At 73.7% G+C, this 19,533-nt stretch carries 24 protein-coding genes and 1 pseudogene; 19 read left to right on the forward strand and 6 right to left on the reverse strand.

The features are described from left to right. The first annotated feature begins 30 nt into the window (after positions 1 to 30). The 10 genes from ACIHCX_RS07605 to ACIHCX_RS07650 all read left to right on the forward strand — a co-directional run bounded on the left by ACIHCX_RS07605 (position 31) and on the right by ACIHCX_RS07650 (position 5,379). Positions 31 to 309, forward strand: coding sequence for a gas vesicle protein (locus tag ACIHCX_RS07605; protein ID WP_400027573.1), 279 nt, complete (start codon positions 31 to 33; stop codon positions 307 to 309). Between the two features lie 117 nt (positions 310 to 426). Further along, on the forward strand, positions 427 to 867 hold the full coding sequence (locus tag ACIHCX_RS07610) for a gas vesicle structural protein GvpA (RefSeq protein ID WP_400027574.1): 441 nt from the start codon (positions 427 to 429) through the stop codon (positions 865 to 867). Continuing rightward, positions 864 to 1,634: a GvpL/GvpF family gas vesicle protein gene (locus ACIHCX_RS07615; protein WP_400027575.1), complete on the forward strand. Its 771-nt coding sequence runs from the start codon at positions 864 to 866 to the stop codon at positions 1,632 to 1,634. Before ACIHCX_RS07610 ends, ACIHCX_RS07615 begins: the two co-directional genes overlap by 4 nt. A gap of 4 nt (positions 1,635 to 1,638) precedes the next feature. Beyond that, positions 1,639 to 1,938 carry a gas vesicle protein GvpG gene (locus ACIHCX_RS07620; RefSeq protein ID WP_400027577.1) on the forward strand — a complete coding sequence of 100 codons (300 nt, stop codon included), beginning with the start codon at positions 1,639 to 1,641 and terminating at the stop codon, positions 1,936 to 1,938. Then, positions 1,935 to 2,633: a DNA primase gene (locus ACIHCX_RS07625; protein ID WP_400027578.1), complete on the forward strand. Its 699-nt coding sequence runs from the start codon at positions 1,935 to 1,937 to the stop codon at positions 2,631 to 2,633. The genes ACIHCX_RS07620 and ACIHCX_RS07625 overlap by 4 nt, the downstream gene beginning before the upstream one ends. After that, positions 2,630 to 3,748: an SRPBCC family protein gene (locus ACIHCX_RS07630; protein ID WP_400027580.1), complete on the forward strand. Its 1,119-nt coding sequence runs from the start codon at positions 2,630 to 2,632 to the stop codon at positions 3,746 to 3,748. Before ACIHCX_RS07625 ends, ACIHCX_RS07630 begins: the two co-directional genes overlap by 4 nt. Then, complete coding sequence (gene gvpJ, locus ACIHCX_RS07635) at positions 3,745 to 4,161, forward strand: gas vesicle protein GvpJ (protein WP_400027581.1); 417 nt, start codon at positions 3,745 to 3,747, stop codon at positions 4,159 to 4,161. The genes ACIHCX_RS07630 and gvpJ overlap by 4 nt, the downstream gene beginning before the upstream one ends. Further along, a complete protein-coding gene (locus tag ACIHCX_RS07640) occupies positions 4,158 to 4,916 on the forward strand; it encodes a GvpL/GvpF family gas vesicle protein (protein ID WP_400027583.1) in 759 nt (252 codons plus the stop codon). Before gvpJ ends, ACIHCX_RS07640 begins: the two co-directional genes overlap by 4 nt. Next, positions 4,913 to 5,095, forward strand: a complete 183-nt coding sequence (locus ACIHCX_RS07645; protein WP_400027584.1) for a gas vesicle protein — start codon at positions 4,913 to 4,915, stop codon at positions 5,093 to 5,095. The genes ACIHCX_RS07640 and ACIHCX_RS07645 overlap by 4 nt, the downstream gene beginning before the upstream one ends. A 2-nt stretch (positions 5,096 to 5,097) precedes the next feature. Then, positions 5,098 to 5,379, forward strand: coding sequence for a gas vesicle protein K (locus ACIHCX_RS07650; RefSeq protein WP_400027585.1), 282 nt, complete (start codon positions 5,098 to 5,100; stop codon positions 5,377 to 5,379). A 49-nt stretch (positions 5,380 to 5,428) separates the two neighbouring features. Here ACIHCX_RS07650 and ACIHCX_RS07655 read toward each other — a convergent pair whose 3' ends face one another. Then, positions 5,429 to 6,247 carry a class I SAM-dependent methyltransferase gene (locus ACIHCX_RS07655; protein WP_400027587.1) on the reverse strand — a complete coding sequence of 273 codons (819 nt, stop codon included), beginning with the start codon at positions 6,245 to 6,247 and terminating at the stop codon, positions 5,429 to 5,431. A gap of 216 nt (positions 6,248 to 6,463) precedes the next feature. Between ACIHCX_RS07655 and ACIHCX_RS07660 the strand changes: the two genes are divergently transcribed. Further along, positions 6,464 to 7,117 (forward strand): histidine phosphatase family protein, encoded by a 654-nt coding sequence (locus ACIHCX_RS07660; protein WP_400027588.1) that lies wholly within the window; start codon positions 6,464 to 6,466, stop codon positions 7,115 to 7,117. A 42-nt stretch (positions 7,118 to 7,159) separates the two neighbouring features. Further along, complete coding sequence (locus ACIHCX_RS07665) at positions 7,160 to 8,779, forward strand: ABC-F family ATP-binding cassette domain-containing protein (RefSeq protein WP_400027589.1); 1,620 nt, start codon at positions 7,160 to 7,162, stop codon at positions 8,777 to 8,779. 26 nt (positions 8,780 to 8,805) lie between these two features. Here the strand turns inward: ACIHCX_RS07665 and ACIHCX_RS07670 are convergent, their stop codons facing one another. Next, positions 8,806 to 9,921, reverse strand: a complete 1,116-nt coding sequence (locus ACIHCX_RS07670) for a Vms1/Ankzf1 family peptidyl-tRNA hydrolase (protein WP_400027591.1) — start codon at positions 9,919 to 9,921, stop codon at positions 8,806 to 8,808. Between the two features lie 88 nt (positions 9,922 to 10,009). Between ACIHCX_RS07670 and ACIHCX_RS07675 the strand changes: the two genes are divergently transcribed. Beyond that, on the forward strand, positions 10,010 to 10,258 hold the full coding sequence (locus ACIHCX_RS07675) for a DUF6158 family protein (RefSeq protein ID WP_400027721.1): 249 nt from the start codon (positions 10,010 to 10,012) through the stop codon (positions 10,256 to 10,258). 48 nt (positions 10,259 to 10,306) lie between these two features. Here the strand turns inward: ACIHCX_RS07675 and ACIHCX_RS07680 are convergent, their stop codons facing one another. Both ACIHCX_RS07680 and ACIHCX_RS07685 read right to left on the reverse strand, forming a co-directional pair. Next, positions 10,307 to 10,849: a type 1 glutamine amidotransferase domain-containing protein gene (locus tag ACIHCX_RS07680; RefSeq protein WP_400027593.1), complete on the reverse strand. Its 543-nt coding sequence runs from the start codon at positions 10,847 to 10,849 to the stop codon at positions 10,307 to 10,309. A gap of 127 nt (positions 10,850 to 10,976) precedes the next feature. Next, complete coding sequence (locus ACIHCX_RS07685) at positions 10,977 to 11,378, reverse strand: DUF2795 domain-containing protein (protein WP_400027595.1); 402 nt, start codon at positions 11,376 to 11,378, stop codon at positions 10,977 to 10,979. 311 nt (positions 11,379 to 11,689) lie between these two features. Here ACIHCX_RS07685 and ACIHCX_RS07690 point away from each other — a divergent pair, with 311 nt between their 5' ends. From ACIHCX_RS07690 to ACIHCX_RS07700, 3 genes and pseudogenes are all read left to right on the forward strand, one after another. Beyond that, complete coding sequence (locus ACIHCX_RS07690; RefSeq protein WP_400027597.1) at positions 11,690 to 11,950, forward strand: hypothetical protein; 261 nt, start codon at positions 11,690 to 11,692, stop codon at positions 11,948 to 11,950. Positions 11,951 to 12,194: 244 nt separating this feature from the next. Then, positions 12,195 to 13,445, forward strand: a complete 1,251-nt coding sequence (locus ACIHCX_RS07695; protein WP_400027598.1) for an aminotransferase class I/II-fold pyridoxal phosphate-dependent enzyme — start codon at positions 12,195 to 12,197, stop codon at positions 13,443 to 13,445. Further along, a pseudogene (locus tag ACIHCX_RS07700) lies at positions 13,442 to 14,158 on the forward strand (MBL fold metallo-hydrolase); the annotation flags it as partial. The gene ACIHCX_RS07695 and the pseudogene ACIHCX_RS07700, both read left to right, overlap by 4 nt. A 423-nt stretch (positions 14,159 to 14,581) precedes the next feature. Here ACIHCX_RS07700 and ACIHCX_RS07705 read toward each other — a convergent pair. Both ACIHCX_RS07705 and ACIHCX_RS07710 read right to left on the reverse strand, forming a co-directional pair. Next, complete coding sequence (locus ACIHCX_RS07705) at positions 14,582 to 15,223, reverse strand: DedA family protein (RefSeq protein ID WP_400027600.1); 642 nt, start codon at positions 15,221 to 15,223, stop codon at positions 14,582 to 14,584. Continuing rightward, entirely contained in the window at positions 15,220 to 15,993 is a 774-nt protein-coding gene (locus tag ACIHCX_RS07710) for an MBL fold metallo-hydrolase (RefSeq protein ID WP_400027602.1), read from the reverse strand. The genes ACIHCX_RS07705 and ACIHCX_RS07710 overlap by 4 nt, the downstream gene beginning before the upstream one ends. 85 nt (positions 15,994 to 16,078) lie before the next feature. Here ACIHCX_RS07710 and ACIHCX_RS07715 point away from each other — a divergent pair, with 85 nt between their 5' ends. From ACIHCX_RS07715 to ACIHCX_RS07725, 3 genes are all read left to right on the forward strand, one after another. Then, the gene (locus ACIHCX_RS07715; protein WP_400027604.1) at positions 16,079 to 16,516 is read left to right on the forward strand and encodes a hypothetical protein; all 438 of its coding nucleotides are present in this window, start codon (positions 16,079 to 16,081) and stop codon (positions 16,514 to 16,516) included. A gap of 140 nt (positions 16,517 to 16,656) precedes the next feature. Further along, positions 16,657 to 18,768 (forward strand): phage holin family protein, encoded by a 2,112-nt coding sequence (locus ACIHCX_RS07720; RefSeq protein ID WP_400027606.1) that lies wholly within the window; start codon positions 16,657 to 16,659, stop codon positions 18,766 to 18,768. Positions 18,769 to 18,973: 205 nt separating this feature from the next. Next, the gene (locus tag ACIHCX_RS07725) at positions 18,974 to 19,399 is read left to right on the forward strand and encodes an OsmC family protein (protein WP_400027608.1); all 426 of its coding nucleotides are present in this window, start codon (positions 18,974 to 18,976) and stop codon (positions 19,397 to 19,399) included. The last annotated feature ends 134 nt before the right edge of the window (positions 19,400 to 19,533 follow it).

Genomic DNA, 19,533 nt, shown 5'->3' on the forward strand with positions numbered 1-19,533 from the left:
CTGCGGCCACCCGAGGGGGAAGAGGTGGCCATGGTGAAGCAAGACAACACCGCAGAGGTGCTGCGTGAGGCGCGGGCCCAGTTCGCCGAGCTGACCGGGCTGACCGCGGAGTCCGTGACGTCCTTCGAGCAGACCGAGGACGGCTGGTCGCTGGAGGTCGAGGTCCTGGAGCTGGCCCGGGTGCCGGACACCATGAGCCTCATGGCGAGCTACCGGGTCGCGCTCGACCCGCGGGGGCAGCTGACCGGCTACCGGCGCCTGCACCGCTACGAACGCGGCCGCGCCGACGCCCGCCGCCCCGGCGGCTAGAGCGGCCACGGCCCCGGGCACGGGAGGCACCCGCAGACCCCGTGCGCGGACGCGGCCCTCAGGGCACAGACCTACGCACACCTACACAGACCTATGCGGGTGAGGAGGCGCGGTGGCATGACCGTTGTCCCGGCACAGACGTCCGGCGGCGCAGGCGGCAGCAGCCTGTACGACGTACTGGAACTCGTCCTCGACCGGGGGCTGGTGATCGACGCGTTCGTGCGGGTCTCCTTGGTCGGCATCGAGATCCTGAAGATCGACGTGCGGGTCGTCGTCGCCAGCGTCGACACCTACCTGCGCTTCGCCGAGGCCTGCAACCGGCTGGACCTGGAGGCGGGCCCGCATCGGGCGCCGGGCCTGCCCGACCTGGTCGGAGAGGTCACCGAGTCCGGCGCGCGCGGCAAGGCGAAGGGGGCGTTGTCCGGCGCCGCGCAGACCGTCTCGGACGCCTTCCAGCAGGGCCGCCAGGAGCACGCGGACGAGCGCGCGGGCGAGGCCGGGGAGCGGCCGCGGCCCCGTAGGACCGGGCCGGCCCGGCGGAAGGAGGAGCGGGAGTGAGTACGTACGTCTACGCGATCACCGAGGCCTCGCACTCGTCCCTGCCGCGGGATCTGGGCGGGGTGGGCGAGCCGGCCCGCCCGGTGCGCGTGCTGGAGGCGGGCGAACTGGCCGCGGTCGTCAGTGACGCGCCCGAGGGGCTGCGGCCCAAACGGCGGGACCTGCTCGCCCACCAGGCCGTGCTCAGCGAGGCCGGTGCGACCGGCTGCGTGCTGCCGATGCGGTTCGGCAGCGTCGCCCCGGACGACGCCGCCGTCACCGGCGTGCTCACCGAGCGTGCCGAGCACTACCGCGAGCGGCTGCGGGCGCTGGAGGGCAAGGTCGAGTACAACGTCAAGGGCCACCACGTCGAGGACGCGGTACTGCACCGCGTGATGGCCGAGAACCCCGAGATCCGGTCGCTGGCGGAGGCCAACCGGCGCTCCGGCGGCGGAGGTTACGACGCCAAACTCCGGCTCGGGGAGCTGGTCGCGGCCGCCGTGCAGGCCCGCGAGGCCGACGACGCCCGCGCGATCGTGCACGCCCTCGAACCGTACGCGGCCGCGGTCAGCGACGGCCCCCCGTCCACCGGCTGGCTGGTCAACGCCTCGTTCCTGGTGGACCGGGAAGCGGCCGAGGACTTCGTGACCGCCGCCGAACAGGCCCGCAAGGACCTGCCCCACCTCGAACTGCGCATCAACGGCCCGCTCCCGCCGTACAGCTTCGTCGAACCCGGCCCCGCCGAGCCCGCGAGCACCACGGCCGGAGCCGACACAGGAACGGGGTGACGTCATGGGACTCATCTCCGAAGTGCTGCTGCTGCCGTTCGCACCGGCGCGCGGAAGCGCCTGGGCGATCCGGCAGGTACTGCGCGAAGCCGAGCGCATCTACTACGACCCGGCCGCGATACAGGCCGAACTAGCCCGACTCGAAGAGAAGTTGGACGCGGGCGAGATCAGCGGTGAGGAGTTCGACCGCCGGGAGGACGAGCTGCTGGACCGGCTGGAGACCGGCCTGCGCTCAGCCGCCGGGACGGGCGAGGGGACGGGTGAGTGGACAGGTGAGGGGACAGGTGAGGGGACGGCACCATGAACAAAGTGGGACTGGGTCTCGCGATAGGGGCCGGCTACCTCCTGGGACGGACCAAGAAGGCGAAACTCGCCCTCACGTTGGGCAGTCTGGTGGCCGGCAAGAAGCTGAACCTCGGTCCGGCCGGGATCGCGCAGCTCGTCGACCAGCAACTGGCGAACAACCCGCAGCTCAAGGAGATCGGCGACCAGCTGCGCGAGGATCTGAAGGGTGTGGGCAAGGCGGCCTCGGGGGCCGTGGCCGAACGGCAGATGAACGCGCTCGCCGACCGGCTGCACGGGCGGACCGCGCAGATCCGCGACGAACTCGCCGGCGTCGGGCCGCAGCCGGCCACGGACGAGGAGGCCGAGGGGGAGGACGCTCACCCGGACGAGCGCGAGGACGAGCGCGAACGCGAGGACGAGTACGAGGACGACTACGAGGACCGGGAAGGCCGCGAGGCCGAGGAGGGTCAGGGGGAGGCGGCCGGGGACCGGCGCGGGCCGGCCCGGAAGGAGGCGGCGAGGAAGGCCCCCACGAGGAAGGCCCCCGGGAGGAAGGCTCCCGCGAGGAAGGCCCCCGCCAAGAAGGCTCCCGGCAAGAAGGCGGCGGCGGAGAAGGCCGCGGCCCGCGGTACGGCCGCGAAGAAGACGGCCGCCGCCGGCGACACGCACCGCGCTGCCCGCTCCCGGCGGCCGAAGGGCGGTGGTGACCGATGACCGAGGCCCTCGGGACCGCGACCTCCGCTGCCTCCGCGGCCGGCGGCGCGGCGCGCGGCGCGGCGAAGGACACCCCGCTGGGGGACCTGGCCCACAGCGAGGCCGCCGACCGGCTCAAGGCCGAGGTGCAGGACTACCTCGCCGCCCAGGCCCAGCGGCTGCTGGTCGGCTTCGGCCACAAGCTCGGCGAGACCACCGGCATGCTGAACGACATCGCCGAGGGCAACACCCCGGGCTTCGCCAGACTCGCACTCGACGCCGGTCGCAAGCTCGCCGAGGGCAAGGGCCCGGTGCGCTCGGTCCTGGAGCTGGGCGCCTCCCGCGCCAAGGACAGCGTCATGGGCGTGCTGAAGAACCTCGGTGGCGGTGGTGGGGCCAAGCGCAAGCGCGGCGGGGGCAACAAGCCCACGGTCATCATCGAGTCCGTCGACGTCGGCGTGCCGCTGCGCACCGCCTACGACCAGTGGACCCAGTTCCAGGACTTCAGCACCTTCGCCAAGGGCGTCAAGAGCGCGAGCCGCGCCGACGACACCACCTCCGACTGGCAGCTGAAGGTGCTGTGGTCCAGCCGCAGCTGGAAGGCCCACACCACCGAGCAGCTGCCCGACGACCGCATCCGGTGGACGTCGGAGGGCGCGAAGGGCACCACGAAGGGCGTCGTCTCCTTCCACCGGCTCGACGAGAACCTCACCCGGATCCTGCTGGTCATGGAGTACTACCCGAGCGGATTCTTCGAGAAGACCGGCAACATCTGGCGGGCCCAGGGCCGCCGCACCCGGCTGGACCTGAAGAACTACGTCCGCTTCATCACGCTCAAGGGAGAGGCCGAGGACAGCTGGCGCGGCGAGATCCAGGACGGCGAGGTCGTCCGCAGCCACGAGGACGCGGTGGCCGAGGAGGAGGCCGGCCACGAGGACGAGGAGGAGGGCTCGTACGCCGAGGAGGAGAACGGCGAGTACGAGGACGAGGAGGAAGAGGAAGAAGACGGGGAGGACAGGGAGGACGAGGAGGGCGAGCAGGACGAGGAGTACGAGCCCCGGGACGAGGAAGAGCCCGAGGAGGAAGAGGAAGAGGAACCCGACGACGAGTACGCCGAGGGCGGGGGCCGCCGATGACGACGCCCAGCCGGCTGCCCGAACCGTACGGCCCGAGCAGCGGGGCCAACCTCGCGGACATCCTCGAGCGCGTGCTCGACAAGGGCATCGTCATCGCGGGCGACATCCGCATCAACCTGCTCGACATCGAACTGCTCACCATCAAGCTCCGGCTCGTCGTCGCCTCGGTCGACAAGGCCAAGGAGATGGGTATCGACTGGTGGGAGAGCGACCCGGCACTCTCCTCCCGTGCCCGCCGCGACGAACTCGCCCGGGAGAACGCCGAGCTGCGCGAGCGGCTGGCGCGACTGGAGGAGCTGGAGCTGGATCGTGGCCGCGCGGAGCCGGAACGCCTGGACCGGGGCCGTGTGGACCAGGACCGCGTGGATGAGGACCGCGTGGATGAGGACCGCGCCCGCAAGGAGGCACCATGACCGGACTGCGGTACGTCTACGCCGTCTGCCGGCCGCTCGGCGCGCCCCTCCAGGCGCAGCTGACCGGGGTGGGGGGTGCCCCGGCCAAGCAGCTCAACCACCACGGTCTGGTCGCCGTCGTCAGCGAGGTGCCCGAGCGTGACTTCGCGGAGGAGCCGCTGCGCGCCCATCTGGAGGACCTCGACTGGCTCGCCGCCACCGCCCGAGCCCACCAGGGTGTCATCGACGCGCTGACCGTCGTCACCACACCGCTGCCGCTCAGGCTGGCCACCGTCTTCCGGGACGACAGCGCCGTCCGCTCGATGATCGAGGCCCGTGAGGACCACATCCGCCGCACCCTGGACCGGCTGGAGGGGCGCGTGGAGTGGGGCGTGAAGATCTACGCCGAGACCGAGCAGCCCCAGCAGGCCGCGCAGCCCGTGCCCAGGGCCGCCTCGGGCCGGGACTACCTGCGGCAGCGGCGGCAGGAGACCCGGGCGGGCGAGGATCTGTGGCAGAAGGCGGAGACCTTCGCGACCCGGCTGCACGAGCAGCTCTCCGGCTTCGCCGAGGAGTCCCGGCTGCACGCCCCGCAGCACCCCGCCCTCGCCGCCGCGGCGGGGCGGAACGTGCTCAACGCCGCCTACCTGGTGCCGCGCGGCGACTCCGAGGAGTTCGTGGAGCTCGTCGACCGTACGAAGGACGACGTGCCGGGGCTGCGCGTGGAACTCACCGGGCCCTGGGCGGCGTACTCCTTCGCGGGGGAGGAGACATGACGGTCGTCGAACGCCGTGAGATCGCCCTGGTCGACCTGCTCGACCGGCTGCTCGCCGGCGGTGTCGTCATCACCGGGGACGTCACCCTGCGCATCGCCGACGTGGACCTCGTCCGCATCGACCTGAACGCGCTGATCAGCTCGGTGAATGCGCAAGTGCCCTCGCCCTTCGAGGAATAGCAGTGGCCCGGCGCAAGCACCTGGATCTGGAACCCGACACCGTCGAGCGGGACCTGGTGAAACTCGTGCTCACCGTGGTGGAGCTGCTGCGCCAGCTCATGGAGCGGCAGGCGCTGCGCCGCTTCGACGAGGGGGACCTGAGCGAGGAGCAGGAGGAGCGGATCGGTCTCACGCTCATGCTCCTGGAGGACCGCATGGGCGAGCTGCGCGACCGCTACGGACTGCGGCCCGAGGACCTGAACCTGGACCTCGGACCGCTGGGACCCCTGCTTCCCCGCGAGTGAGGCACGGCGGTCCGGGAGGGATCCCGGACCGGAAGCCGGGCAGCGGGGATCAGGCTTCCTTGCGGCACAGGACCTCTCCGTGCAGGACGGCGAACCATCCGTCGGGCCGCTCGCCCCACTCCCGCCATGCCGCCGACACGGCCCGCAGCCGCTCCTCGGTCGCGTGTCCGACCGCGACGGCGCGCTCGGCGTACGCCGAGGCCAGGGTGCGGTCGGCCCAGAGCCCGCTCCACCAGGCGCGCTCGTCCTCGGTGGCGTAGGTCCAGGTGCTGGAGGTGGCCGTGACGTCGGTGAAGCCGGCCGCCAGTGCCCAGGACCGCAGCCGGCGTCCGGCGTCCGGTTCGCCGCCGTTGGCGCGGGCGACCCGCCGGTAGAGGCCCAGCCAGTCGTCCAGCCCCGGCACGCGCGGGTACCAGGTCATCGCCGCGTAGTCCGCGTCGCGGACGGCGACGTACCCGCCCGGCTTCGTCACCCGCTGCATCTCGCGCAGTGCCTGCACGGGGTCGCCCACGTGCTGGAGCACCTGGTGGGCGTGGACGACGCAGAACGTGTCGTCGGGGTGGTCGAGGGCGTGGACGTCGGCCACCGCGAAGTCGACGTTGGTCAGACCCCGCCCGGCGGCCGTGGCCCGGGCCTGCTCCAGGACGCCGGGCGCCCGGTCGACACCCGTGACGTGCCCCTGGGGGACCAGCTCCGCCAGATCGGCGGTGATGGTGCCGGGCCCGCAGCCGATGTCGAGGATCCTCATGTGCGGTTGGAGGGAGCCGAGGAGGTAGGCCGCGGAGTTGGCGGCGGTGCGCCAGGTGTGCGAACGCAGCACGGACTCGTGGTGCCCGTGCGTGTAGACGGCCGTCTCCTGCTTCGGCATGGCGGTACCCCTTCTCGTCCCCTGAGCCCGCGGGCCCGCGGCCCCGGGCGGTACGGATCACGGTACGCTTTCATGCCGCATGGTGAGACCCCCGGTTTCAGAATGTGGACATCCGGGTGTGGGGCCCGTGGCCGGGGTTCATACCGGGGCCGCTACCCTGAACTCGCCGTTTCCTGTGCGCGCGGGGCGGCACCGGCCGTCGTAGGGACCCTTCGCATGCGTCTGCTCCTCATCCGCCACGCCCAGACCCCCTCCAACGTGGGCCACCTGCTGGACACGCGGATCCCGGGGCCGGGTCTGACCGGGCTCGGCGAGCGGCAGGCCGCGGCGCTGCCGCGGGCCCTGGCCGGCGAGCACATCGAAGCGCTCTACGCCTCCACGCTGGTCCGCACCCAGCTCACCGCCGGGCCCCTGGCCGCCGCCCGGGGACTCGACGTGATCGTCCGCGACGGCATCCGCGAAGTGTCCGCGGGCGACCTGGAGACGGAGCCGGGCGACTCCGAGCGCGGACAGCTCTACATGCGTACGCTGCTGGCCTGGGCCGACGGTGACACCCGCACGCGCATGCCCGGCGGCGAGAGCGGCACCGAGGTGCTGGCCCGCTACGACGCCGTCGTCGCCGAGGCCGCGGCGGACCGCGCCGGAACCGTCGCCCTGGTCAGTCACGGCGCGGCCATCCGCCTGTGGACCGCGGTCCGCGCCCGCAACCTCGACGCGGAGTTCGCCGCCACCCACCCTCTGGAGAACACCGGCGTGGTGGTCCTCCAGGGTTCGGTCGGCACCGGATGGACGGCCCTGACGTGGGCGGACGCGGTCGTCACCCCGGCGCGGGAGAGCGGCCCGGCGGGACGGCCCGTGGACTTCGGATAAGAGTTTGCCCCGCTCGTGCGGCGGCCGCCACAATGCCTGACCATGGGACATCTGGAAGCCGCGCACCTCGAGTACGACCTCCCCGACGGGAGACCGCTGCTCGGCGATGTGTCCTTCCGGGTGGGCGAGGGGGCCGCCGTGGCCCTCGTCGGACCCAACGGCACCGGCAAGACCACCCTGCTCCGCCTGGCCTCCGGCGAGCTGAAGCCGCACGGCGGCACCGTGACCGTCAGCGGCGGCCTCGGTGTGATGCGGCAGTTCGTGGGGTCGGTGCGGGACGAGACGACTGTGCGCGACCTGCTCGTGTCGGTCGCGACGCCGCGGGTGAGGCAGGCCGCGCGGGCCGTCGACACGGCCGAGCACGCCATCATGACCGTCGACGACGAGGCCGCCCAGCTGCAGTACGCGCAGGCGCTGGCCGACTGGGCGGAGGCACGCGGCTACGAGGCCGAGACGCTGTGGGACATGTGCACCATGGCCGCGCTCGGCGTGCCCTACGACAGGGCGCAGTGGCGGCAGGTGAGCACCCTGTCCGGCGGCGAGCAGAAGCGGCTGGTGCTGGAGGCGCTGCTGCGCGGCACGGACGAGGTGCTGCTGCTCGACGAACCGGACAACTATCTCGACGTGCCCGGCAAGCGCTGGCTTGAGGAGCGGCTGAAGGAGACCCGCAAGACGGTGCTGTTCGTCTCCCACGACCGTGAACTCCTCGCCCGCGCCGCCGACCGGATCGTCTCCCTCGAACCCGGTCCGGCCGGCGCCGACGCCTGGGTGCACGGCGGCGGTTTCGCCACCTACCACGAGGCCCGGCGTGAGCGCTTTGCCCGCTTCGAGGAGCTGCGCAGGCGCTGGGACGAGAAGCACGCGCAGCTGAGGAAGCTGGTGCTGAACCTGCGGCAGGCCGCCACCGTCAGCCATGAACTGGCCTCCCGCTACCAGGCCGCGCAGACCCGGCTGCGCAAGTTCGAGGAGGCCGGCCCGCCGCCGGAGCCGCCGCGCGAGCAGGACATCCGGATGCGCCTGAAGGGCGGGCGCACCGGCGTCCGGGCCGTCACCTGCCAGGGCCTGGAGCTGACCGGCCTGATGAAACCCTTCGACCTGGAGGTCTTCTACGGCGAACGCGTCGCCGTGCTCGGCTCCAACGGCTCCGGCAAGTCGCACTTCCTGCGGTTGCTGGCCGGCGAGGACGTGGCGCACACCGGCGCGTGGAAGCTCGGCGCGCGGGTGGTTCCCGGGCACTTCGCCCAGACCCACGCACACCCCGAACTGGTGGGCCGCACCCTGCTGGACATCCTGTGGAAGGAGCACTCCCAGGACCGCGGCGCGGCCATGTCCCGGCTGCGCCGCTACGAACTGACCGGGCAGGCGGAACAGGCCTTCGACCGGCTCTCCGGCGGGCAGCAGGCCCGGTTCCAGATCCTGCTGCTCGAGCTGGCGGGCGCCACCGCCCTGCTCCTGGACGAGCCGACCGACAACCTGGACCTGGACTCCGCCGAGGCCCTCCAGGAAGGCCTGGAGGCTTTCGAGGGCACGGTCCTCGCGGTCACCCACGACCGCTGGTTCGCCCGCTCCTTCGACCGCTACCTGGTCTTCGGCAGTGACGGCAGGGTCCGCGAGACCCCCGAGCCGGTGTGGGACGAACGGCGGGTGCGGCGGGCGCGGTAACGCCCGCCCGCCGCCGCGGGTCCCGCTCACTTCCAGCGCAGGACGGCGCCCAGTCCGCCCGTCGGCACGTCGTCACCGGCGGGGGCCGCCGGCACCAGGGACAGGGCCGTCGCGTCCTGGCAGACCGCCGAGCGGAGCAGGGCGTCGTCCGCCCGGGCGGGCCAGGAGTTCCCCTCGCCGAGGGTCCTCAGCTCCGTACGCCGCACGGCCAGCTGGTCGGCGTCCTCGCCGATCCACACCTCGCGGTGGGCGTCGGCGCCGTCCGGGCGGATCAGCAGTTCCTCAAGACGGTGCTCGCGGGCCGCCTCCACCAGCGCGGACACCCCCTCGGCGGCTCCGGAGCGGCCCTCGTCGTCCGGTGTCCGGGCCGCCCGGAACCGGCCCAGCCCGCTCTCGACGCGCTGGTGCACGTGCAGGGCGCGGATCCGCTCCACGTCCTCGTCCGGCAGTCTGCCGCCGGTGCCGTGGGCGGCCTGCGCCACGCGGTCGTGCAGCCGTTTCGGCAGCCGCCCGCGCACCTCGCGCCGCTCCCGTTCGTCCCCCACCAGGATCAGCAGGTCGGCATCCGTCTCCTCCTGGCAGACGCTGAGCGCGTCGGCGATCTCCACCGCGTTGTGCTCCCAGGTGTTCTCCACCTTCAGCTGGAATTGCCGCTCCGCCCAGTCCGAGCTCGCCGTCCGGTGGACGGGCCACTCCAGACCCACCACCGTCCCCGCGTCCTCCCCGCCCAGCGAGCTGCGCAGCTCGAAGTCCGCGCCCCGCCGGTCGACGTACGCGACGATCGCGATCGGATCCTCGCCCGCCAGGTCCAGCAGCGGCGCCACGCGCGGCAGCGGCGCCCACTGTGCCCGGCTGCCGTCCTGCGGCGGACGGGCCAGCAGCGGGTCGAGCACGACGGTTCCGTTCCGCGCGAACAGCACCCGCCCGTGCGGACCGGGGACGTGGCCGAACTCCTCCACGGCCTCCTCCACCGCCCGGCAGGTCGCCTCGTCCGCGCCCTGCCGCGCCAGCTCGCGCCCCAGGGCCCGGGCCGTCAGCTCCAGCCGGTGGGCCGTGTCCTCCGCGTGCCGCGAGGTGTCGACGTACACGGAGGCCCAGGGGCCGGGCTGTTCGTACAGTGGATGGAGAAAGGCGAGATCCATGGCTCCCTCCCCAGAGACCGTTCGGTGGTGCCGCACGCCGGGCGGGTACCCGGACCGCAGGTACGAACACGACGAACGGGGCACCACGATGACCGGAGTCGACCCGGGACGGCTGGACGACCAGCAGCTGATGAAGGAGCTGGAGACGATCCACCGCACGCGCCACGACACGCTGCTGTACGGCTCGAACGACGCGCTGCGCGCCCACAACGAGCGCATGGCGAAACTCGAGGGCGAGTATCTGCGCCGCAACCCGCGCCGTCCGGTCGCCGCCGGCCGCACCCGCGAGGGGGCCCGGGAACGCGGATGTGGGGCGTCGGCGACTCCCCGCACCTGAGCACTCTCACGCGAGCATCCTCAAGCGGACCTTCCGGACGCCGGAGGCTCAGTCCGCCTTCTGGGTGAGGACGTCGAGGAGCGCCGCGCAGAACGCCTTCAGATCGTCCGGCTTGCGGCTGGTGATCAGCTGGTTCGGGCCGTGGTCGCAGATCTTCACCTGCTCGTCGATCCAGATGCCGCCCGCATTGCGGATGTCCGTGCGCAGACTCGGCCACGAGGTCAGCACCCGGCCCCGTACCACGTCCGCCTCGATCAGCGTCCACGGCGCGTGGCAGATCGCGGCCACCGGACGCCCCTGCTCGAAGAACGCCCCCACGAACGCCACCGCCTTCTCGTCCAGCCGCAGGAAGTCCGGGTTGGCCACGCCGCCCGGCAGGACCAGTGCGTCGTAGGAGTCCGGGGACGACTCGCCGACGACCGCGCCCACGGGGAACGTGTCGGCCTTGTCCAGGTGGTCGAAGGCCTGGACGAGGCCGGACTTCGTCGAGACGAGCACGGGCTCGTGACCGGCACCCTTCGCCGCCTTCCACGGCTCGGTGAGCTCGACCTGTTCCACGCCCTCGGGCGCGGTCAGAAATGCAATGCGCATGATGCGTCAACGTCCTTTCGTCGCCCTTCACCGATTCGGCCGTCACGCCGGGCACCACCCCCGCCCCGGCGGGGAGCGCCGCGGCCGTACCGCGAGAGGTCGTCCGCGGCGACCCCCGGCGCGGGGCCTAGGGGCGCTCCTCCCTCACGGGCCGCTCGGGGTGCGTCAGTTCCCGGGCCAGCTCCTGCACATTGGCGTACCGCGCCTTGTGCGGCAGCCGCTGGAGCGCCTCGATCAGCGCGTCGGGCGCGTTCTTGCGCCGCAGTTCGCGGGTCAGCTCGCCCGGACCCGCGGGAAAGGCGCTGCGGCCCAGGATCCTGGCCAGCTCCAGGCGGACGGTCTCCAGGGACGCCCGGGAACCGCCCGGCGCCACCGGCCCGCCCCACACCTCAGGGTCGTCCTCGGCGGTCGGCTCCGGGTCGTGCCACTCCTCGCTCCGCGTGGGATGGCCGGACCTGAGCAGCCCCTTCAGTTCGTGCTTCATCTCGTCGTCACGGTGGACACTCAGCCGGTCACTGCCTCGCTGCATGTCTTGCTCCAGATCGTCGGGGGTGGCCACCGCGTACCCGTGCGCGGAGAGCCGACACCGGTTTTCCCGGAAGGGATGACACCTAGGGGCGGCCGGTGTGCTGCCGCGCGGCGGCGGGGTGTTCGGGAGCGCTGTTCGGGCGGGGTGTTCGAGTCGGCGGCGCCGCCCGAACGGGAGCGGTCACCCGATAGGTCGTCGGTGTGCCGCGAATGGGGCCCGGCCGCGCGCGGCCCGCGACACCGGCGGCTGTGATGGCAGCGAAGGGCACGAACCCGTGCCGTCAGCCGCCGCCGGCCCAAGGAGCCCCGCCCATGCGCCGTACCGTCCAGCGCGCCCAGCCCGTCGCCGCCCCGGCCGGATCCCTGGTGGGCGTTCCCGCGTCGGCCGCCCCGGCGAGCCCGGTCGCGCGGGCCCGTCCCCCGGCCGACGGCCCGCGGAGCGGGGAGGGCGGCGTCGTCGGCGTCGTGTGCGAGCCGGACGGCGGTGCCGCCCCGCGCGGCGCGGACGAGGCCTGCACGGCGGCGCTCGCGGCGGTCCACCGGGCGTGGCGGTGCGGGAAAGGAGACGGCTGACCGGACGGCCGGACGTCGGACACGCGGTCGTTCGCCCGCCGCTGGGCCCGGTGGCCTTGGGACGGCGCCTCCCTGGGTACACGGAGCCCCGAAGGCACGGCCCGTGCCGAGCGGACGGACCCTCACCCGGACGCCGGGCGACGGGCTCGGCGCACGCGGCCGGGACGGACCCGAGGTGGCACGACTCGGCGGCACCACACGGCATCAGGGACTTCGCGGAGGTACCCATGAGGCGGAGGTACCCATGAGGCGGACGGACCCGGAAGGCCACGGCCCCGTCCGCTACGGTCCGTCGGCCCTCCCCGACGACGGGCTGCCGGTGCTGCCGGAGGTGTCCGCCGCGCTCGCCGGGGCCGCGAGCCGGACCCGGCGCGGACCGATCGGCGGCGGCACGGACCTGCTGGACGCCGCCTGCGGGTACTGGCTGCGGCGCGGGCTGCCCACCGGGCCCGGACGGGTGGTGGCCGCACCCGGCGCGCCCGCCCTGCTGCTCGCGCTGACCGCCACGCTCGGCGGCGACGTCCTGCTGCCCCGGCCCTGCGCGGCCTGGTGGGCGCCGTACGCACGCCTGCTGGGCAGCCCCGCCTTCCCCGTGGCGACACCGGCCGAGTGCGGCGGCGTCCCCGACCCGTACGCCCTGCTGGAGACCGTCCGCAGAGTGCGCGCCGAGGGCGGCGATCCCCGGCTGCTCGTCCTGTCCGTCGCCGACGACCCCACCGCCACCGTGGCACCGCCGGAGGTGCTGCACGAGACCGTCGAGGCCGCCGCGGCCGAGGGACTGCACCTGGTCAGCGACGAGACCTGGCGCGACACCGTGCACGCGCCGCACGAGACGGTGCTGCTCGGCCCCGCCGAGATGCTGCCCGACCACGTCACCGTCGTCACCGACCTCGCCGGCGCGTTCCTCCCCACCGGCTGGCCCGCAGCGATCGCCCGCTTCCCGGCCGGTGCCACCGGCGAGGCGCTGCACGCGCGCGTGCTCGACGTCCTCACCGCACTGGACGCCCGCGTCGCCGAACCGGTCGCCGCCGCGGCCGCCTACGTCCTCGACGAACCCGAGCCGGTCACCGCGCGCCTGGCGGCCTCGGTACGCCTGCACGCGCGCGTGGCACGCGCCGTCCACGCGGCCGTGGTCGCCGCGGGAGCGCTCGCCCTGCCGCCGCAGTCCGGCCGCCACCTGTACGCCGACCTCGGCCCGCTGCGTGCCGCGCTCGACGCCCACGCGGTGGGCGACGCACAGGAGTTGGAGGACTTCCTCACCGCCCGCCTGGAGTTCCCCGCACCCGGCGGACACCGCTTCGGCGACGACCTCGGCGCGCTGCGCGTGCGGCTGTCCACCACGGAACTCCTCGGCCGCACCGACGAGGAACGCGGGGAATGCCTCCTGTCACCCGAGCCGCTGGAACTGCCACACGTGCAACGCGCGTTGATCTCCTTGAGGTCCGTACTCGACGATCTCCGCGACGACGCTCAGCGATGGGAGCCTCCTCGATGACGCAGCAGTCAGAGTCGACCACGTCCACGAGCACCACCTCTCAGGAGGCCGACGAGCGCGCGGCCTCGTCCCTCCTGACCACTCGCACGGCCACCCGTGCGACCACTCGTACGACGCCCCGTCCCGAGCCCTTCCCGCCGCTGGCCGAACCGCAGCCGCTGGGCGAGCCGCGGGTGTGGCCGCGCACCTTCCACGACCGGCTCACCACCCCGCTGCCCGGGCTGAAGGCCTTCGCCCGGTTCGCCCGCGAGGGGGCCCTGCGGCCGGACAAGGACGCCCTCGCCGACATCCCGCTGCTGCCGTACCGGCCCGCCCAGCTGCCCCGTGTGGACACCCGTACGGTCGCCGTCAGCTGGGCGGGCCACGCCAGCTGGGTCGTCCGGATCGGCGGACTGACCGTGCTGACCGACCCGGTGTGGTCCCGCCGCATCGTCGGCACCCCGGCCCGCGTCACGCCCGTCGGCGTGCCCTGGGAGGCGCTGCCCGCCGTCGACGCGGTCGTCATCAGCCACAACCACTACGACCATCTGGACGCGCCCACCCTGCGCCGACTCCCGCGCGACACCCCGGTGTTCGTGCCGGCCGGACTCGGCCGCTGGTTCCAGCGCCGCCGGTTCACCCGCGTCACCGAACTGGACTGGTGGGAGGCGGCCGAACTGTCCGGGGTCCGCCTCGACTTCGTCCCCGCCCACCACTGGTCCAAGCGCACCGTTCCTGGGCAGTGAGCGGGAGTGAGTCCGCGCACTGGCACGCCCCGAACGGTTGTGGGCGCACTGGTCGTCCCCCGCGACCGGAGGTCGCTGATGGATGCAGCCGCATCCCGGGCGGCGACACGGATCCTGTCCGTGGTCCGAGCCGGGCGGGCGGGGTCCCTTACGACCTGGCCATATGAGAGCGGCCAGAGGCGACGGGGAGGCCCTGAACCATCTCGCTGGTGGAGCAGGGGCCCCGCACTCCCCCAGAGGGGGCACCCCCAGGCACCGCACCCGGCGTCCCAGATCGCACGGCAACGCTACCCCGCCCGGCCCAGCACACCGCAAGCCTGTCAGCCGGCCATCACACGATCGAGCTAAAACGACCTCCTGCACACTCGCTGACAAGCAGTTGCGAACCCCGTTGGGAGCCCCCGCCGCCGGTCAGTGCGAGCGGTGGGCCGGGATCAGCCGGCGCAGGCGGCGCCAGAGGGAGGGGGCGGCGCCCAGCAGGACGGTCAGCGCGATCGCGGTGACCACGCCCTCCCAGGGCTCCTTGAACAGGGAGCCGCCGAGGACGCCGATCAGCTGGTACGTCACCGCCCAGGACAGGCACGCCGGGAGGTTGCCGCGGGCGAAGCGGCGCGGCGGCCACTTCGCCAGCAGACAGGCCAGCATCACCGGTATGCGGCCCGCCGGGACGAGGCGGGACAGGACCAGCACCGCGACCCCGTGCTCGGTCAGCTTCCGCTGCGCCTGCGCGAGCCGGTCCTCCGGGGCACGCGTGCGGATCGCCTCGAGCCAGCGCGAACCGTTTTTCGACCCCAGTCCGCGCCGCCCCAGCCAGTACAGTGCCGCGTCCCCGAGGAACGCGGCCAGCGACGCCGTCAGGAACACCAGGGCCAGCGAGAACGGCGCCGTCTGGTGCAGGGCGACCACCGTCGCCGAACTGACGAGCGCGCCCGTCGGCACCACCGGCACCAGCGCTCCGATCAGCACCAGCAGGAAGAGCGAGGGGTACCCCATCGCCTGCTGGGTGGACTCCGGCGGCACCACCGAGGTCACGGCGGCGGCGATCCGTATCACCGGGCGCCCTCCAGGCGCACGCTCTCCCCGTGCCCGAGCCGGTGCACCGCGACCCCCGGCGCACGCTCGGCGGCCAGGCGCGCGAACTCATCACCCGGCGCATGGAACTCATGGGGGCGCACGGCGTCCATCCCGATCGGCCAGTACGTGCCGTAGTGCACCGGCACCGCGCTCCCCGGCGTCAGCCGGGCCAGCGCCTGCGCCGCCCGTCCCGCGTCCAGGTGCCCCGCGCCGAGGTACGGTCCCCAGCCACCCACCGGCAGCAGCGCCGCGTCGACCGGACCGACCTCCTCGGCCATCGTCTCGAACAGGCCGGTGTCCCCGGCGAAGTACGTCCGTGCCTCGCCCTCGACGACGTAGCCGAGCGCGGGCGAGCGGTGCCGCCCGACCGGGAGCCGCCGCCCGTCGTGCCGGGCCGGCACCGCCCGTACGACGACACCGCCGACCTCGACCCGGTCCCCGGGTGTCACCTCGGTGATCCGCAGGTGGTCGAGCCGGCGCAGCCCCGCGACCGCCCCGAGTGCGCCCCGGGGCACCAGCAGGCGCGTGCCCGGCTCCAGCCGGGCCAGTGAGGGTACGTGCAGATGGTCGGCGTGCAGGTGGGAGACCAGGGCCACGTCCGCCTGCCGGGCGGCGGGCGGGGGCGGCGCGCCGCGGCGCCGCCGCAGGTGCGCGAGCCTGCGGGCGAACAGGGGATCGGTGAGCACGCGGACGCCCGAGTCCTCGACCGTGCAGGTGGCGTGACCCCACCAGGTGATCTCCACCGGCACTCCTTTGCCTCCTTCGCGCGACTCCCCCCGAGCCTACGGGCAGGAGTAGGGTCGGCGGCGGAAACCCGGAGGTGAGGGGGACGCCATGGGAGAAGTGCGGGATGCCCCGGGCGGGGATGCCCCGGCGGCCGTCCGCGTCACGGCGATCGCGAGCCTGACACCCCTGGAGGAGCTGAACGACGACCCCTTCCTGGTGGACTCCCGAGGCCAGCACGCGATGTGCGCCCACTGGGCGGCCGAGCACGGCTACGTGATCGCGCGGGAACTGCTCGTCCGGGGGCTGCGGGCCGATCACAGCGCCCTGTGGGAGGGAGTGCGCCCGGGCGTGGACCTGTTCGTCGCGCCCAGCCGGCGGGTCCTGGAGCGGGCGCTGTCCTCCGTCGAGGAGTTCACCGAGGAGTGCGCGCGACGCGGGGTCCGGGTCGAGACGGTGGGCCGGGCCGAGCCCTCGTACGACGCCCAGATGAAGGCCCGCGTGCACCGCCGCCTCTCCATGCCGACCGCCGGCTACGACGGCCGCTGACCCACACCCCTCCACACGCGTCCACGCGTACCGCTCTGTGGGCGTCACCCCAGGTCACGGTGGTTTGTGTGGGTGTATGACAAGCTGGGGTGCGTCCGTGCGGAGGCACGGGACGGGGCGGGAACGGAGGATGTGCCGGCATGGGTGGCGGGCGGCGGTGGCGGCGGGTCGCCAGTCAGGTCGGGCGCAGTGTCGCGGTGTGGGCCGTCTCCACGGTCACCCTCCTGGTGCTCGCCGGGATCATGCCGGACTTCCGGTTGCAGTCGCCCGACGGCGACAGCGCCACCACCGTCGCCGTGACGGCCGCGCTCGGCGCGGGCGCCTTCGGTGTGCTGTCGGCCGTGGTGTGGCCGCTGCTCGTCCGGCTGCTGCTGCTCGTGCCCGCGCTGGTCCTCGGACTGCTGGTGTTCTTCCTCAACGGCTCACTGCTCCTGCTCGCCCTGCGCATCACCCCCTCCGGCCAGGCCGAGGCGGCCCCCGAGACCGCCGTCATCGTGGCCGCGGTGATGTCCGCGGTCGCCTCGGCCACCGGCGCCGCCCTCGCCGTGCGCGACGACGACGCCTACCGGCGCAGGCTCCACCGGCTCGCCGACCGCCGCCGCAGACGGCTGCCGCCCTGCTCGTCGACCCCCGGCACCGTCGTCGTCCAGCTCGACGGCGTCGGCCACGACGTGCTGCGGGACGCGGTGGCCGAGGGCCTGATGCCGACCGTCGCCCGATGGCTCGGCGCCGGCGATCAGCGGCCCACCCACCGGGTCACCCCCTGGCGCACCGACTGGTCCAGCCAGACGGGCGCCAGCCAGCTCGGCATCCTGCACGGATCCAACCACGACGTCCCCGCCTTCCGCTGGTACGAGAAGGACACCGGCGAGGTGATGGTCTGCAACCGCCCGAGCAGCGCCGCCGAACTCCAGCGCCGCGCCGTACGGCGCACCGGCGACGGCGGACTGCTCACCGCCGACGGAGCCAGCCGCGGCAACCTCTTCGGCGGCGGCGCCGGCGAACTCGCCCTGGTCCTGTCGGTCGCGGTCCGCCGGGACCGCGCCAGCCGCTCCCGCGCGGGCTACTTCGCCTACTTCTCCGACCCCGCCAACGCCGTCCGCACCTTCCTGTCCTTCGTCGCCGAGACCGGCCGTGAGATCGGCCAGTCCCTCCGCGCCCGGCTCCGCACGGAGCGACCGCGTGTCTCCCGCGGCGGCCTGTACCCGCTGATCCGCTCCTTCGCGACGGTCGTCGAACGGGACGTCGTCGTGGCCGCGGTGATGGGCGACCTGCTCGCCGGGCGCACCGCCGTCTACGCCGACCTGGTGGCGTACGACGAGGTGGCCCACCACTCCGGGCCGCACGGCCGTGACGCGGCGCAGGTGCTGCGGCGTCTGGACCGCTCGCTGGCGCTGATCGAGAAGGTCGCCGAGCACGCCCCGCGCCCGTACCGGTTCGTCCTCCTGTCCGACCACGGCCAGAGCCCCGGCGAGACCTTCCGCTCCCGCCACGGTCTCACCCTGGGCGACCTGGTACGGGCCGGCTGCGGCCTGCCCGTGCCGCGCCGGGCGGAGCGGACCCTCTCCCAGGCTCTCGGCTCCGCCCGAGCGGGGGAGACCCCGACCGGCGCCGAGGCGCGCGCCGCCGTACGGGCCGCGCTGGGCCGCCCGGTCGAGGAGAGCGGGGAGGGCCGGCGGCCCTCCCGCCGCTCGGAGCCCGTCGTGCTGGCCTCGGGCAACCTGGGCCTGGTCTCCTTCCCGGACGTGCCGCACCGCATGAGCCAGGAGGAGATCGACGCCCGCCACCCCGCGCTGCTGTCCACGCTCGCCGACCACCCGGGCGTCGGCTTCCTGCTCGTGCGCAGCGAGGAGCACGGCGGTGTCGTGCTCGGCGCGCGCGGCGCGCGGATACCGCTGGCCGAGCTCGACACCGATCCCGGCCCGCTGGCCGTCTTCGGCCCCGGTGCCGCCGACGCCGTACGCCGCACCCACTCCTTCCCGCACACCGCCGACATCATGGTCAACTCCTCCTACGACCCGGCCGGCGGAGAGGTCCTCGCCTTCGAGGAGCAGATCGGCTCCCACGGCGGCCTCGGCGGCGCGCAGGGCCGCCCGTTCCTGCTGTCGCCGCTCGCCTGCTCCCCGCCGGTCGCGGAAGGCGGGGAACTCGTCGGTGCCGAGCACGTCCACCGCGTGCTGCGGCGCTGGCTGCACGAGGCCGCGGGGACCGGCGCCCCGCTCACCGCGGAACCGCAGGAACGGGCCGCCTGACCTTCCCCGGCTCTTCCCGTACCGGCGGTCAGTGGTGCGGCCGGAAACCCGACCGGACCCGGCCGAAGTCGCTCGCCATCGTGACCGCGGGCGTCAGGCGGCAGGCAACGGCCCGGTTCGGTGGCTGCGGACGCCGCGGATGTGATCGGATGGCGATTACGGAATCCCGGGAACGGGAACCTAGGCGAAAGGCAAGGAAACAACCGTGGCAACCACGCGCACCGCTCACACCGTCTGGGAAGGCAACCTGCTCGAGGGCAACGGCGTCGTCACCTTCGACTCCTCCGGCATCGGCGAGCAGCCGGTGTCGTGGCCGTCGCGCGCCGAGCAGGCGAACGGGAAGACCAGCCCCGAGGAGCTGATCGCCGCCGCCCACTCCAGCTGCTTCTCCATGGCGCTGTCGCACGGCCTGGCCGGCGCCGGCACCCCTCCCACCAGCCTGCGGACGAAGGCGGACGTCACCTTCCAGCCGGGCGAGGGCATCACGGGCATCCACCTCAGCGTCGAGGGGACGGTCCCCGGCATCGACGACGACGCGTTCGTCGCCGCGGCCGAGGAGGCCAAGAAGAACTGCCCGGTCAGCCAGGCCCTGACCGGTACGACGATCACCCTGGACGCCAAGCTCGCCTGACGCGAGACGCACGTCCGACGATGCCGCGCCCCCCGTTTCGGGCGCGGCATCGCTGTTCCCGGATAGAGCGGCGGGCGGCGGGTACGCGCCATTGACAACAGCGCACTCAAGTTTTGTGCTGGAGAGCAGGAGGC

Source organism: Streptomyces sp. NPDC052043, assembly GCF_044548235.1.
In the GTDB taxonomy this organism is placed as follows: Bacteria; Actinomycetota; Actinomycetes; order Streptomycetales; family Streptomycetaceae; genus Streptomyces.

What these genes read in the sequence shown, in the direction of transcription:
- ACIHCX_RS07685 (WP_400027595.1), bottom strand. Translation starts at nt 11,378, where the DNA reads ATGCAGCGAGGCAGTGACCGGCTGAGTGTCCACCGTGACGACGAGATG.
- ACIHCX_RS07665 (WP_400027589.1), top strand. Translation starts at nt 7,160, where the DNA reads ATGGGACATCTGGAAGCCGCGCACCTCGAGTACGACCTCCCCGACGGG.
- ACIHCX_RS07660 (WP_400027588.1), top strand. Translation starts at nt 6,464, where the DNA reads ATGCGTCTGCTCCTCATCCGCCACGCCCAGACCCCCTCCAACGTGGGC.
- ACIHCX_RS07625 (WP_400027578.1), top strand. Translation starts at nt 1,935, where the DNA reads ATGAACAAAGTGGGACTGGGTCTCGCGATAGGGGCCGGCTACCTCCTG.
- ACIHCX_RS07645 (WP_400027584.1), top strand. Translation starts at nt 4,913, where the DNA reads ATGACGGTCGTCGAACGCCGTGAGATCGCCCTGGTCGACCTGCTCGAC.
- ACIHCX_RS07680 (WP_400027593.1), bottom strand. Translation starts at nt 10,849, where the DNA reads ATGCGCATTGCATTTCTGACCGCGCCCGAGGGCGTGGAACAGGTCGAG.
- ACIHCX_RS07690 (WP_400027597.1), top strand. Translation starts at nt 11,690, where the DNA reads ATGCGCCGTACCGTCCAGCGCGCCCAGCCCGTCGCCGCCCCGGCCGGA.
- ACIHCX_RS07620 (WP_400027577.1), top strand. Translation starts at nt 1,639, where the DNA reads ATGGGACTCATCTCCGAAGTGCTGCTGCTGCCGTTCGCACCGGCGCGC.
- ACIHCX_RS07655 (WP_400027587.1), bottom strand. Translation starts at nt 6,247, where the DNA reads ATGCCGAAGCAGGAGACGGCCGTCTACACGCACGGGCACCACGAGTCC.
- ACIHCX_RS07720 (WP_400027606.1), top strand. Translation starts at nt 16,657, where the DNA reads ATGGGTGGCGGGCGGCGGTGGCGGCGGGTCGCCAGTCAGGTCGGGCGC.
- ACIHCX_RS07630 (WP_400027580.1), top strand. Translation starts at nt 2,630, where the DNA reads ATGACCGAGGCCCTCGGGACCGCGACCTCCGCTGCCTCCGCGGCCGGC.
- ACIHCX_RS07610 (WP_400027574.1), top strand. Translation starts at nt 427, where the DNA reads ATGACCGTTGTCCCGGCACAGACGTCCGGCGGCGCAGGCGGCAGCAGC.
- ACIHCX_RS07605 (WP_400027573.1), top strand. Translation starts at nt 31, where the DNA reads ATGGTGAAGCAAGACAACACCGCAGAGGTGCTGCGTGAGGCGCGGGCC.
- gvpJ (WP_400027581.1), top strand. Translation starts at nt 3,745, where the DNA reads ATGACGACGCCCAGCCGGCTGCCCGAACCGTACGGCCCGAGCAGCGGG.
- ACIHCX_RS07640 (WP_400027583.1), top strand. Translation starts at nt 4,158, where the DNA reads ATGACCGGACTGCGGTACGTCTACGCCGTCTGCCGGCCGCTCGGCGCG.
- ACIHCX_RS07675 (WP_400027721.1), top strand. Translation starts at nt 10,010, where the DNA reads ATGACCGGAGTCGACCCGGGACGGCTGGACGACCAGCAGCTGATGAAG.
- ACIHCX_RS07695 (WP_400027598.1), top strand. Translation starts at nt 12,195, where the DNA reads ATGAGGCGGACGGACCCGGAAGGCCACGGCCCCGTCCGCTACGGTCCG.
- ACIHCX_RS07715 (WP_400027604.1), top strand. Translation starts at nt 16,079, where the DNA reads ATGGGAGAAGTGCGGGATGCCCCGGGCGGGGATGCCCCGGCGGCCGTC.
- ACIHCX_RS07670 (WP_400027591.1), bottom strand. Translation starts at nt 9,921, where the DNA reads ATGGATCTCGCCTTTCTCCATCCACTGTACGAACAGCCCGGCCCCTGG.